Consider the following 13,393-nt stretch of genomic DNA (forward strand, 5'->3'; position numbering starts at 1 on the left):
ACCCCAACTCTTTAAATCATCTCTTTGAGCTGCATTAACGCTGCTTTTGATAACTTGAAGGTATAGAGTTTACTGGCGTGTTCTTTATCTGCTTTAAAGCCAATTACCCCATCATCTAAATTCAAGATCTCTTCAATATGAATTGAGCTTTCTTTGTCGTCAAGCTTATCTTGTTTCTTATACCATGTTTCTTTAGCACGCTTAATTGCTTGGCGATAAGCGCCATGAATTTTATTCTCGCGCACTTTTTGCACAAATTGATTAGCAACTTGCGGTAATTCATCCTCAAGCTTTTTTAATTCATACAGTGTACGCACATCATCAATCAAACCATCTTGACTTAACAGACGAATTGCTTGTGATGATTTGGCAAGTTTTAAGCGCATCGATACCCAGCTTGGTTCACGCCCTAAAGATTCAGCAACTTCTGCTTTGTTCACTTTGCGTTTCATCACAAGCTCAGTTAAAGCATCCGCTTCTTCAAAGGGAGAAACTTTTTCACGTTGCTCATTCTCAAGCAATTGAATAATTAAAATATCATTGTCCGCTTCATCACGCAAAATACATGGCACACTTTCAAGCTTAAGCTCTTTTGCCGCTCTAAACCTACGCTCACCAGCGATAATATGATAAAAACCATCATCCTTTTTAGGCGTTACAATAATCGGTTGAATAATACCCTTTTGCGCAATACTCTGCGCTAAAGTGTCAATATTTCTAAAGATTTTACGCGGCTGATTTGGGTCAGGCATTAATTCATTTAAATTGATATTAAGCAACCCACCTGATTGTGCTGCATGTTCATTTAAAGTTTTAAGCTTAAGTGCCAGTAGCGCTTCCTTTTTATTATCAGCGCTGCCATCTGTGCTCCCCAATTCATGCACCCTTTTTCTATTGGCTAAGGATATTTTGGCACTCATGCAGTTACTCCTGAGAATGAAGCCACAATTTCCTTAGCTAATCTTCTGACTTGAACATGCACATTGCTCTCAGGCGCGTAATCACCAATATACATACCAGAAGCTTCAGCTTCGACAAACTTAACACTTTGTGGAATAAACGTGCTAAATGATTTACCTTCTTCTTCTAGCACATTAAGCAAGCTGCGCGACATGTTTGAGCCTTTAACGACGCGATTAGCCAGTAGCTTATAAGGGCGATCAGCAGTTAACGCCAGATCTTTTGCTTCAAGAAGCCCTGATAAATCCATGCCACTGGGCGCTGCTGGGATGATCACTAAATCTGCCAATAAAGCAGCCTTTAAGGCAGCTGTTTGGAAATTCGGTGGCGTATCAATAACAATATAATCGACCTTTGATTTGACTTCTGCAATTGCCTCTCTGGCATGCTTTTCATCCACTTGAATAACATTATCAGCCGAGTCTTCATTTTTAGCTGCCCATGACCAAGCATCTGGCTTGTCTTTATCCATATCAATAACTAATACAGAATGACCTAATTCCTTAAGTCCACCATAAATATTCATTGCGGTTGTTGTCTTACCAGAGCCACCTTTTTGTTGTAAAAGGGCAATTACTTTTGCTGTCTTCATCTTCAACTGATTAAGTTACGTTTAATGCTTGTGCCAGTATATAACACTCATCAAGCATTTTACAGCCTTTCTGCCATGGCTTTTTTGCTTTATTCCGTATGCAGCTTAGTGTTTATTTTGATTCACCGGCTCAGTTTGACTATACTCTCCTCCAAGTTTGACCCAATAACAAAAAACAAGGATGCATTATGCATAACAAAGCCTCAAGCAAACCCACTAAATTCGATTCAAATAAAGCCAATGAGCTCGATGATCTGCTTCTTAATTTATATCCAGAGCCTGCCGATAATTTTGATAAAGATGAACATATTTTCTCGTTATCTATGTTAGATGGATATCTCACAGCCGTATTGCTTTGCCCTGATATGATAGATCATGAAGATTGGTTAGAAGGTGTTTGGCAAGAAGATGCACCACCTCAATTTAAATCTGAAGCAGAAAAAGAAAAACTGATTAAACTGTTAATTGCTGAACACAGCCGTGTCAAAAAAGCATTTGCCAATGAGCTGACTGAGTTTGAACCACTTGTTTATCACGAAATGCATAATGGTCAAGCATTGCCTGCGATTGATCTATGGCTTGATGGCTTTGAACGTGGCTTTGAGTACTTCGTAGATGCTTGGATATTAAATCCGCAAATCGAAGCCGTGATTGACGATATTTTAGGATTTGATGATGATTGCGATTTTGAGCATCTGTCATTGGATCAACGTAATAAGTCACTAGAGAGACTCACTGATTTAATCATTCAGTTGTATGCATTAATTTGCAGTAACCCAAATGCCAAATAGTAACTAATAAACGTATCTATTGTCATATTAAGTCGACGGGATAATCATCTTACTTTAACAAACGCCTTTTTTGATAAACATAGTACACAGCCGGCAGTAGCAATAGCGCTAAAATGGTCGCACTAATCATGCCACCGACCATTGGTGTTGCAATACGCTGCATAACTTCTGATCCAGTTCCTGTTGCAAACATAATAGGAATCAAGCCAATAATAATCGTCGCCACCGTCATTGTGATTGGGCGCACGCGCAATAAGGCTCCTTCAATAATGGCGCGTTTAATATCATCTTCAGACAATGTTTCTCTATTAAGAGATTGTATCGTTTGATTCATATAAACCAGCATCAGCACACCAATTTCAACGGCAACGCCAGCTAATGCGATAAAACCAACGCCTACAGCTACCGACAAATTATAATTTAAAAGATAGATTAACCAAATCCCACCAACGATAGATAGTGGCAAAGTCAATACAATCATTAAGACATCAGCGACGCGTCGGAAGCTTAAATACAATAACAATAAAATAATTGCCACAGCAATGGGAACAACTTTTAAAAGTTGTTGATTAGCGCGCTGCATATATTCATATTGCCCTGAAAAACTGAGTGCATATCCAGTTGGTAACGATAGTTTTTGATCTAATAGCGCTTGTGCTTCATGTATATAACTGCCAACATCGCCTTTGATATCAACCAACACGAGTCCTGTTAAACGTCCGTTCTCACTTTTAATCATCGGCGCGCCTTTATCGATATAAATATCAGCAACTTCTGATAAAGCAATATGTGCACCCGTTGCTGTCACAATCGGTAATGCTTTGAGTTTCTCTAAAGAGTCTCTATCATATTGTGGAAATCTTAGATTGACAGGATATCGCTCTAACCCTTCGACAGTTTCCGTGATATTCATCCCCCCTACTGCCATTGAGATGAGCGATTGAATTTCAGCAATGGAAAGCCCATAGTTCGCCGCCTTTTTGCGATTGATATCAATATTGATATAACGTCCACCTTCCGAACGATCAGCATAAACGGATGTAGTGTTAGGCAATTGATTTAACAGCTTCTCAATCTTGCTACCTAAAACTTGAATTTCTGCTAAATTATCACCTGAGATTTTGATACCAATTGGTGTTTTAATCCCCGTTGATAACATATCAATACGTGTACGAATCGGCATCACCCATGCATTAGTCACACCTGGGATCTTAACCGCCTGATCAAGTTCTTGTTTGATCTTTTCAAATGTCATGCCTTTGCGCCATTGTGACTTAGGCTTAAACTGAATCACTGCTTCAATCATGGTTAAAGGGGCAGGATCGGTTGCCGTTTGCGCGCGACCAATCTTGCCAAAAACCGTTTTAACCTCAGGAACTGTTTTAATCAAACGATCTGTTTGCTGCAACACTTGCTCAGCTTTACCAATCGAAACACCAGGGACAAGTGTCGGCATATACATCAAGTCTCCTTCGTTCATATCAGGCATAAACTCATAACCAATATGCTTTAACGGATAAAGCGTTATTGCCACAATGATTAAGCACGCCAATATCGTTGTTTTTGGAAACTTAAGCACCCCATTTAAAAATGGCTTATAAGCTGCCATTAGGATACGGTTTATTGGGTTTTTATGCTCTGACACGATCTTACCACGAATTAGATAGCCCATCAGTACCGGCACTAGTGTAATTGAAAGACCAGCTGCCGCTGCCATGGCATAAGTTTTAGTATAGGCTAAGGGCGAAAAAAGCTTGCCCTCTTGTGCTTGCAAAGCAAATACGGGCAAGAAGCTTAAAGTAATAATTAATAATGAAAAGAAAATAGGTGGACCGACTTCAGCAGTGGCTTTACCAATTAATTGCCAACGATTATCTTTGGTTACAACATTCCTTTCAAAGTGTTTATGGACATTCTCAATCATCACAATAGCAGCGTCCACCATCGCACCAATAGCGATGGCAATCCCTCCGAGAGACATGATATTTGCATTGATCCCTTGAAGACGCATAATAATAAATGCGCATAATATGCCAATCGGCAAGCTGATTACTACCACCAATGAAGAGCGAATATGAAACAAAAATACCAGACAAACTAGCAGTACAATAATCAACTCTTCGATCAATTTATCACTTAAATTATCAATCGCATTATGAATAAGCGTGGATCTATCATAGGTTTCAACAACTTCAACCCCAAGAGGGAGGCTTTTTTGTAAAGATTGTAGCTTAGCTTTAACCGCCTTAATGGTTGCCAATGCATTTTCACCATCACGCATCACAATGATACCACCAACACTATCGCCTTCTCCATTTAAGTCAGCAACACCCCGACGCATTTCAGGACCTATATTAATCGTTGCAATATCTTTAAGCAGTATTGCCGTACCATTTTGCATGACACCAACGGGAATATCTTTGATCGATTGTGAATTTTTCAGATAGCCATTGGTTCTAACCATATATTCAGCTTCCGCCATCTCAAGCACTGAACCACCTACTTCCTGATTAGCATCAACAATCGCTTGCTTGATTTTATTTAAATTTAGGTTATAGGCACGAATAGCATTAGGGTTTAAAGTGATTTGATATTGTTTCACCATACCACCAACGGTTGCAACCTCTGAAACACCTGGTACAGTCTGTAACTCGTACTTTAAAAACCAATTTTGTAAGCTCGTTAGCTTTGAAATATCCATACTGTGTGATCGATCAACCAAGGCATATTGATAAATCCAGCCAACCCCTGTGGCATCTGGCCCCAAGGCACTTTTTGCAGAAGCCGGTAACTTGTTTGAAACCTGACTTAAAATTTCTAAAACACGTGAGCGCGCCCAATAAGGATCCGTGCCATCTTTGAAAATAATATAGACATATGAATCTCCAAAGAATGAGTAGCCACGCACGCTCTGCGCACCAGGCACTGATAGCATTGCCGTTGACAATGGGTAGGTTACTTGGTCTTCAACAACTTGAGGTGCTTGCCCTGGGTAATTGGTTTTAACAATGACTTGCACATCAGAAAGATCTGGAATTGCATCAACAGAGGTTGTTTTAATAGCGTAAATGCCTGCAACAATTAGTGCAATTGTTGCAACTATCACTAAAAATCTGTTTTTAATTGACCAATAAATTATATTTTTTATCATAACTCACCCCTTCCTTAGTGCACTGAGATTTTAGTAATCACATAGTCATTGGCTTGTTTCTCAAACTCAAAATGAATACGTTCAGAGGGCTTTAATTCATCTAAACTCACCTTATTTGAAACACTAAAAGGCATTGTCATGGCAGGCCAATTAAGCGCCTTAATTGGTTCATGTGATAAGATGATGACATGCTTTTCTTTATCTATTTTTTGCACTACCCCCATTCCTTGATAAAGACTTAAGGTTGATTGTTTTGATATGTTATCAATTTTTGTTTGAGACTGATGGTTGACATTAAGACGTTTCAGACTTGCTTGAACATTGGATTCTGAATCAATTAAAAACAAGCTTGAGGTAACGATATTATCGTTTGTGGTTAATCCTGCCAAAATTTGCGTATAACCATTTGCTTCAAGCCCTAATTTAACTTCTTGTGCGCTAAATTGACCTTGTCCATTTTCTAAAATCACATAATTAAGATCTTTCAAACGAACAATTGCCGAGCTTGGTACCGTTAAAGATTTATCTAGTTTTTTCGATAAAATACTAACATCCATATAAAGATTTGGCTTAAGCAACTGATCTTTATTATCGAGTGTTGCACGAATTGTCACGGTTCGAGTCACTGGATCAATTGTTGGTGAGATAAATGTAAGTTTGCCTTTGAAAATTTCGTTAGTACCATTGATCTTGCCACTAATTTCATCACCGATATTAAGATACTGCACCTGACTAGGGAAAACTTCTGCACTTAACCATACGGTGCTTAAATCAACAATAGACATGATGTTTTTATCTGGTGTGATATACATGCCTTCTTTGGCTTCAAGCTCAGAAACTACACCTGAAATTGGCGCATAAATATCAATAAGCACATCGGCTTTTTTGTTTTTTTCAATACGCGTTATCTGCTTATCCGAGATCCCTAATGCTCTAAGTTTAAGCTTAGCCGCATTGATATAATCCGTCTGATCAGTATATTGAGATGTCTCTGAACTAGTCGTAGCAGGCTTGCTTTGTAACGCGAGCACAAATTCCTGTTCTGCCTCTAATAATTTTGGCGAATAGATCTGGGCTATTAGCTGCCCTTTGGTTACTTCTTTGCCAACTTCAGCAACTTGAAGTTTACGTATCCATCCATTTTCATAGGTATGCACATGCTCAACATAATTGTCATTTTCTTTAATAACACCTAATGCATCAATATTAATACGCAAGCTGCGATATTTCACCGGTTCAACTTGCACACCAATGTTGTTCATCACCTCAGGTGAGATTTTCACGCCATTTGCTGTAGATGACTCGGCATAAACAGGGACTAGATCCATCCCCATTGGCGACTTTCCTGGCTGATCTCTTTTGTAGTTTGGATCCATTGGCGCCACCCAATATAGTGGTTTTTCAGCTTTTTGATCCACATTACCTTTATTACTTTGCTTACTTTCATCTAAAGGTAATGCATAAAAAATGGCAAAACCAATCACACCGCCTAAAACAATCAGCCCCAGATTTTTAAGTTTTACATGCTTATTTTTTGTAATTTCTTTCTGCATTTATCCGCCTCCAAACATACTATTAACTACGCTACAACGACTGTGCCTTGATACATATTCATCTGACAATCAAAGTGATAAACCCCTTTGGGGAGCTTATGACAGCCAAAACCAATACACCACAAAAATGGCTATAATGATTAATAGAACATTCACAATAACCGTAATCATGCCGTTTCTCCTTGAACTATGTTATTTTCAACTCTTTTAATTTTTGTAACTTTAAAAAATCGTAATCGATTGGCGTTGGTCACGACGGTTAACGATGATGCCGCCATGGCGGCGGCTGCGATCATTGGACTTAAAAGCACACCAAAAACAGGGAATAGCACCCCTGCTGCCACTGGAATCCCCAAGCCATTGTAGATAAAAGCACCAAATAGGTTTTGCTTGATATTCTTCATCGTAGCGCGTGAAACTAAAATAGCATTAAGAACACCCATGAGTGAACTACGCATCAAAGTAATATCGGCACTTTCTATCGCAATATCCGTGCCATTACCAATCGCAAACCCCACATCTGCTTGTGCTAATGCAGGCGCGTCATTAATCCCATCGCCAACCATGGCAACCGTTTCATTTTTCTGTTGTAAGGCTTTGATATGCTTAAGTTTATCCTCTGGCATACTTTCGGCTAAGACATTATCTATACCAAGCGTTTTAGCAATTGCTTGTGCGGTTTGTTTATTATCGCCTGTGATCATCGTAATTTGGATGTTATTGCGCTTGAATGTATCAATAGCTTCTTTGGCATCCTCTTTAACTGGATCAGCAACGGCTATAGTGCCACTTAATACCTTATTAATTGCTACATATATTACCGTTTGACCTTGATGGCTTTTAGTTGTCGCCAGTGCTTCTAACACAACATTTTCAACGCCATGACTTGCCATCATTTTATGATTACCAATGATAATATTCTGACTGTCGACATCTCCTGTTACACCAAGTCCGGTATGACTCTGGAAATTATTAACGGGTAATAACTCTGCTGAGTTTAACACTTTTTTGACAATTGCCTCAGCCAATGGATGCTCAGAATGCGCCTCTAAACTCGCCGCTATTTTTAATAAATCTTGTTCACTCATGCCCTCAACACAAGTTACACCGACAACTTCAGGTTGCCCTTTGGTAATCGTACCGGTTTTATCAAGCACCACGTGTGTTATTTTACTGGCAGTTTGTAAGGCTTCACCATTTTTGATTAAAATGCCTAGTTGTGCGGCTTTACCCATCCCCACAATAATTGAAATTGGCGTTGCCAAACCTAGTGCGCATGGACATGCAATCACAAGTACGGTAATACCTGTGACAAGCATAAAACCAATACCAAATCCTAAATTAAACCAAACAAGTGCTGCTGCAATTGCACATAATATAACAAAAGGCACAAAATAACCTGATACCGTATCGGCAAAGCGCGCAATAGATGGCTTGGTATTTTGTGCTTGTTTCACCAATGCGATAATTTGCGAAAGTATCGTATCTTTAGTAAGTTTAGTCACACGATAGTTAAAACTACCTGTTTTATTGAGAGTACCGGAAAACACCTTATCTGACATTGACTTTGCAACGGCTACGGGCTCACCTGTTAACATCGACTCATCAACATAAGAGCTACCCTCGATAATCTCACCATCTAGTGCAATTTTAGATCCAGGCTTAACACGAATTACATCACCCAGTTTCAGCTGATCGATCGCAACCTTCTCCTCTTGCCCATCAGCATTAATACGATAGGCAAATTTAGGTTGCAAACCAATAAGCTGTTTAATCGCTTCGGATGTTTTACCACGTGCCTTTTGCTCTAACCAAGCGCCAAGATTAATCAGTGCTATGATAATAAGTGCTGCCTCAAGATAATTATGTCTGGCATTTTCAGGGATTATTGTTGGCGTTATAATCACAATTATTGAATAAACCCACGCGGCTATCGTGCCTAAACTAATCAGAGTATCCATTGTTGCGTGATGCTGCAAAAAAGCTTTATAGGCTGATTTATATAAATGTGCAGCTGATATAACCATAATAACAAGTGTAATCAGCGCCATAATAAGCCAAAATATATTAGTGCTATGCGGCATAATTACTGGCGAGTATGAGCTCATACCATAAAACATTAAGAATAAGCCAAAAACACCAGGGATAATTACCTTCTGCCATAGCTTAGGTTTTTCAGCCAATGTAGCTTTCTCTGAGGCTTCGGTGATTTCTTCAGCGATATAACCTAATTGCTTTAAACATTGAATAATATCTAGTGCTTTAAGATGCGTTTCAACATGAAGGGTTCTATCAGCAAAATTAACGCGCCCTTCTGTAATTTCCGGTGTTTTAGCAAGCGCTGATTCAATCTTGCCAACACAGCTCATGCATGAGACATTTTTCAATGCAAACTCATACTGATTTATTTTTGCATTACTCATCATTACTTTGCTCCTTGCCGCTTGTTTCCATTTTTTTGTTTTGATAAAGGTCTTTTAAAATCGGACAGTCTTTGCTTGCCGCCTTGCCATCACAAGATTGCTCAAGCTTTGTGAGATGCTGCTTTAACTGTGTTAATAGTGCAATTTTCTCATTAACATCTTCAAGTTTTTGCCAAACTCTTTGCTTAATCTCAGAGCTTGATAGATTTTTATCCTCAATCGCAAATAACTCAGAAATTTCTGCCAAACTAAAGCCAATATATTTGGCATTTTCAATAAAACGTATCTTATCAATGATCGATTGATCATATTGTCGGTAACCACTAACACTGCGCCTGGGCTTTAATAAACCAATCTTTTCATAATGCCTTAAAGTAACCGTTGTAATCCCTAATTGCTGCGAAAGCTCACCAATATTCATAACGTCTCCAGATGATTATCTTTCGTTAGTATAGTCAATATAAGATTAACCCTAGGGTTAAGGTCAATGAATTAGTTTGAAATATTTTAAGAAATTTAAGTTAAGCAAAAATAGTGCACTTTGAAAGTGGTGAGAACAGGCAATGAGTACTTAATAGACATAAGTAGCTATGCAAATATTATCAGGTAATTTTTTGGATTCTCGGATCAAGTCCGAGAATGATCATGAGTCGTCATATTTGGGCTTGACCCGAATATCCATGATTAACAAATTACCAATAAACTATTGCTTAGGTACTTATCTATGCAATTTTAACTCTCAGCATTTTCCTGCATCAATTTTTTATATTTCTTCTCAATCATCTTGCGCTTCAGTGCTGATAAGTGATCAAAGTAAGTAATTCCATCTAAGTGATCAATTTCATGTTGAATACAGCGACCATGATAGCCATCGCATTCCATTTCATATTCTTCGCCAAACTCGTTTAAAGCGCGCATTTTAACCCACTCAGCACGCTTAACTTTAGCTGAGACGCCAGGGAATGACAAACACCCTTCCTCGTCATCAATTTCACCCTTGCGTTCGATGATTTCAGGGTTAATGGCAACGATTTTTTGATCTTTATTTTCAGAGCCATCCATAATAAATAAGCGCATGTTGAGTCCCACTTGCGTGGCAGCTAAGCCGCCACCATGCTCGGCATACATTGTTTCAAACATATCAGCAATCGTTTGACGTAACTCATTATTAATCGCATCAATAGCGACTGGATCAGCCTTTTGCTTTAGAAAGGGATGTGGGTATTTTAATACAGTTAATTTTGCCATATTGGTAAAGCTTCATTTATAACAGTCTATAATATGCGCGTTAGTCTAGCATAAATTGCTTTTGAGCTTAACCACTTGCGTCACACTTTCCAATCAATTGGCAATAAATCATGCGCTAATAAGTAATTATTTGTTTGTGAGAAGTGTTTTGAGCCAAAAAAGCCACGATGCGCTGACAAGGGTGATGGATGTGGCGATCTTAAAATAAAATGTTTATCGTGATCGATTAACTGTGCTTTTTTTTGCGCAGGAGCTCCCCACAATAAAAAAACAACATGACTTTTGTATTGGCTGATCTGACGAATCACATGATCGGTAAATTGCTCCCAGCCTTTATTGGCGTGCGAATGTGCTTGATGCGCCTCTACCGTTAAAACGGTATTGAGTAAGAACACGCCCTGCTTTGCCCAAGCACTTAAATCGCCTGTTTTCGCAATATCAACATTCAAATCATTGTGCAACTCTTTATAAATATTCATAAGCGACGGCGGTAGTTTAACACCTGCCTGCACTGAAAATGCCAAACCATGAGCTTGATTGATATTGTGATAAGGGTCTTGTCCGAGAATAACAACTTTTAGCGATTCAAATGTACATAATTTAAATGCATTAAAGACATCTTCCTTTTGCGGAAAAATTTGTTTTCCTTGGCATCGTTCACTTTCAACAAAAGCCAATGTTTCTTTAAATTCAGTGCTTTTTTTATAACCAGATAACACATCCGACCATGAGAGCAATGAGAGATCTGCTTGCATCTTAGTTATGCTCTGATGACATTAAGCTCACTGGCCATACGAAACCACTCAGCTGCCATTCTATAATCACCACTATTATATGCATGCAAACCACGCAGCATCGGTGATTTATTATAGGCATTGCGTTGTACACCAATATAATACCAAAGACTAGCTGTTTTCATATCTTTGGCAACTCCACAGCCAAACTCATACATATAGCCAATCACTAAAGTGGCATTAGTATCCGCACTTCGTGCAAAAGGCAAAAGCTGCTGATAAGCAAGAGGACAGTTGCCTTGTTCAAAGTTATGATAACCCAGCTGATAATTTTGCGGCTCATCACTTGTCAATTTAATGGAAGACAACAAGGCACTTGCATCGGCTTGAACCTGACGTTGTGAGGTATTTAACGTCAGCTTACTTTCATAACGACTATGCAGAGCATCTACCATAATGCCCGCAAAGATAAACAATAAAATGACCAGAATAACCCACTGCATAGGTTTTGATTTTTTTAATTTCAAAACAATCTCCTAGTTTAATCGTTTAGGTTTTCTGCCAATAGCTCACGACGCTGGCGCACGACTTCATACATCGCAACACCTGCTGCAACTGAGACATTGAGACTCGATACTTGCCCCTGCATTGGCAGTTTAGCTAGATAGTCACACATCTTACGCGTACCAAAACGAAGACCTGAACCCTCAGCACCCATCACTAACGCTATCGCACCGCTAAAGTCGCTGTCATAGATCAGACTCTCTGCTTCACCTGCTAATCCTGTAACCCATATACCTTCATCTTTTAAAACACCAATAGCACGCGCGAGATTAGTCACCGAGACAAGCTTCATGCTACTTACTGCACCACTGGCAACCTTCTCAACCGTTGCATTGATCGTCGCACTGTTATCTTTTGGGAAAACGATAAAATCAACCCCCGCAGCTTCGGCACTTCTAATGCATGCACCCAAATTATGCGGGTCTTGAACGCCATCAAGGATTAAAATAAAAGGTGTTTTTGAAGAGCTCGCGACAAGATCAGATAAATCACTTTCTTCATACAGCTTAATATCGCTTTGGCAAGCTGCTAATACATTTTGATGTACCACATCTTCAAGGGCATGAGACTCTAGTAATGATTGAAACTTCTCTTTATTGACAAGCTCAAACTCAATATTTTTCTTAGCCATCAATGACTTTAACTCACCCAATCTTGGAGAGGTGTCTTTGCCTTTAAGACAATAGATAACTTTAATGCCATCGGCATGCAGTTTAAGGCGCGCCTTGATCGCGTGTATTCCATAAAGTAGTGACATAATTAATTAAAAACTCTCTTTTCTTTGACCTTTCGGCGCACGTAAATATAAGCGACCGATCGGAATTCCTTCAACATGTAACCCATGGGTAATCCGATCGACGATTTCTTGGCATTTTTCTTTACATTCCTCACCACGAAACCCTTTGGTTACCAACCAATCTGCAATTTCATTCAAAAACATCTTAAGCTCAGATAATAATTTTTTATTGCGCTCGTTCGGGCTGTAGCGAAAACGATTAAAATCAAGCGGTTGACTCCACTGGCGATACAAATTACTTAGCTCAAACACCACATCCGTGACCATTTGCTCAATCGCGAGCTCAAGCTTACCTTCAGGCATAATATGCATCTCACGCATCGATTGAATCTGCTCACGCCTGACATCTGCAATGGTTCTCACAGGTTCGTTTTGCAGCTCACTTAAACGCTTCCTGTTCGATAAAGTGACTTTATTTTTGGACATAATTACTTAGCTTATGAAGATATATGTCAGGCATTATATACTTAACACTGCATTTTTTGCAGCGTTTTCTTGGCGTTTTACACCATCACTCAAGAAAGCATTTAGCACATGACCAACATTTAAATAAATCAGCAAAATTTATAATGAATTTTATT

The 13,393-nt window shown here is 39.0% G+C and carries 12 protein-coding genes; 1 reads left to right on the top strand and 11 read right to left on the bottom strand.

Annotated features, from left to right (window positions below; genetic code table 11):
* Window positions 1-11 precede the first annotated feature (11 nt).
* Together DNJ75_RS00985 and DNJ75_RS00990 are read right to left on the bottom strand one after the other, a co-directional pair.
* Window positions 12-920 carry a ParB/RepB/Spo0J family partition protein gene (locus DNJ75_RS00985; protein WP_117001301.1) on the bottom strand — a complete coding sequence of 303 codons (909 nt, stop codon included), beginning with the start codon at window positions 918-920 and terminating at the stop codon, window positions 12-14.
* Window positions 917-1,558 carry a ParA family protein gene (locus tag DNJ75_RS00990; RefSeq protein WP_170137159.1) on the bottom strand — a complete coding sequence of 214 codons (642 nt, stop codon included), beginning with the start codon at window positions 1,556-1,558 and terminating at the stop codon, window positions 917-919. Before DNJ75_RS00990 ends, DNJ75_RS00985 begins: the two co-directional genes overlap by 4 nt.
* A 182-nt stretch (window positions 1,559-1,740) precedes the next feature.
* Here DNJ75_RS00990 and DNJ75_RS00995 point away from each other — a divergent pair, with 182 nt between their 5' ends.
* Complete coding sequence (locus DNJ75_RS00995; RefSeq protein ID WP_117001303.1) at window positions 1,741-2,343, top strand: UPF0149 family protein; 603 nt, start codon at window positions 1,741-1,743, stop codon at window positions 2,341-2,343.
* A gap of 49 nt (window positions 2,344-2,392) precedes the next feature.
* Here DNJ75_RS00995 and DNJ75_RS01000 read toward each other — a convergent pair whose 3' ends face one another.
* The 9 genes from DNJ75_RS01000 to DNJ75_RS01040 form a co-directional block, all read right to left on the bottom strand.
* Complete coding sequence (locus DNJ75_RS01000) at window positions 2,393-5,494, bottom strand: efflux RND transporter permease subunit (RefSeq protein ID WP_117001304.1); 3,102 nt, start codon at window positions 5,492-5,494, stop codon at window positions 2,393-2,395.
* A 14-nt stretch (window positions 5,495-5,508) separates the two neighbouring features.
* Window positions 5,509-7,047, bottom strand: a complete 1,539-nt coding sequence (locus DNJ75_RS01005; protein WP_117001305.1) for an efflux RND transporter periplasmic adaptor subunit — start codon at window positions 7,045-7,047, stop codon at window positions 5,509-5,511.
* A gap of 167 nt (window positions 7,048-7,214) precedes the next feature.
* Complete coding sequence (locus tag DNJ75_RS01010) at window positions 7,215-9,473, bottom strand: heavy metal translocating P-type ATPase (RefSeq protein ID WP_224742250.1); 2,259 nt, start codon at window positions 9,471-9,473, stop codon at window positions 7,215-7,217.
* Window positions 9,463-9,891, bottom strand: coding sequence for a heavy metal-responsive transcriptional regulator (locus DNJ75_RS01015; protein ID WP_117001306.1), 429 nt, complete (start codon window positions 9,889-9,891; stop codon window positions 9,463-9,465). Before DNJ75_RS01015 ends, DNJ75_RS01010 begins: the two co-directional genes overlap by 11 nt.
* Window positions 9,892-10,202: 311 nt before the next feature.
* Window positions 10,203-10,718, bottom strand: coding sequence for a peptide deformylase (def, locus tag DNJ75_RS01020; RefSeq protein WP_117001307.1), 516 nt, complete (start codon window positions 10,716-10,718; stop codon window positions 10,203-10,205).
* Between the two features lie 80 nt (window positions 10,719-10,798).
* Window positions 10,799-11,473, bottom strand: a complete 675-nt coding sequence (ung, locus tag DNJ75_RS01025; RefSeq protein ID WP_117001308.1) for a uracil-DNA glycosylase — start codon at window positions 11,471-11,473, stop codon at window positions 10,799-10,801.
* 5 nt (window positions 11,474-11,478) lie between these two features.
* Window positions 11,479-11,979: an SEL1-like repeat protein gene (locus DNJ75_RS01030; RefSeq protein WP_117001309.1), complete on the bottom strand. Its 501-nt coding sequence runs from the start codon at window positions 11,977-11,979 to the stop codon at window positions 11,479-11,481.
* Between the two features lie 14 nt (window positions 11,980-11,993).
* Window positions 11,994-12,773 (bottom strand): 23S rRNA (guanosine(2251)-2'-O)-methyltransferase RlmB, encoded by a 780-nt coding sequence (gene rlmB / locus DNJ75_RS01035; protein ID WP_224742251.1) that lies wholly within the window; start codon window positions 12,771-12,773, stop codon window positions 11,994-11,996.
* A gap of 6 nt (window positions 12,774-12,779) precedes the next feature.
* Window positions 12,780-13,238: a hypothetical protein gene (locus DNJ75_RS01040; RefSeq protein ID WP_117001311.1), complete on the bottom strand. Its 459-nt coding sequence runs from the start codon at window positions 13,236-13,238 to the stop codon at window positions 12,780-12,782.
* Between the last annotated feature and the right edge of the window lie 155 nt (window positions 13,239-13,393).

The organism is Cysteiniphilum litorale, assembly GCF_003428165.1.
GTDB classification, from domain to species: domain Bacteria; phylum Pseudomonadota; class Gammaproteobacteria; order Francisellales; family Francisellaceae; genus Caedibacter; species Caedibacter litoralis.

Bases quoted from the DNA above. Each gene is read 5' to 3' on its own strand.
- def (WP_117001307.1), bottom strand. From the start codon at position 10,718: ATGGCAAAATTAACTGTATTAAAATACCCACATCCCTTTCTAAAGCAA.
- DNJ75_RS01005 (WP_117001305.1), bottom strand. From the start codon at position 7,047: ATGCAGAAAGAAATTACAAAAAATAAGCATGTAAAACTTAAAAATCTG.
- DNJ75_RS01015 (WP_117001306.1), bottom strand. From the start codon at position 9,891: ATGAATATTGGTGAGCTTTCGCAGCAATTAGGGATTACAACGGTTACT.
- DNJ75_RS01000 (WP_117001304.1), bottom strand. From the start codon at position 5,494: ATGATAAAAAATATAATTTATTGGTCAATTAAAAACAGATTTTTAGTG.
- ung (WP_117001308.1), bottom strand. From the start codon at position 11,473: ATGCAAGCAGATCTCTCATTGCTCTCATGGTCGGATGTGTTATCTGGT.
- rlmB (WP_224742251.1), bottom strand. From the start codon at position 12,773: ATGTCACTACTTTATGGAATACACGCGATCAAGGCGCGCCTTAAACTG.
- DNJ75_RS00995 (WP_117001303.1), top strand. From the start codon at position 1,741: ATGCATAACAAAGCCTCAAGCAAACCCACTAAATTCGATTCAAATAAA.
- DNJ75_RS01040 (WP_117001311.1), bottom strand. From the start codon at position 13,238: ATGTCCAAAAATAAAGTCACTTTATCGAACAGGAAGCGTTTAAGTGAG.
- DNJ75_RS01010 (WP_224742250.1), bottom strand. From the start codon at position 9,473: ATGATGAGTAATGCAAAAATAAATCAGTATGAGTTTGCATTGAAAAAT.
- DNJ75_RS00985 (WP_117001301.1), bottom strand. From the start codon at position 920: ATGAGTGCCAAAATATCCTTAGCCAATAGAAAAAGGGTGCATGAATTG.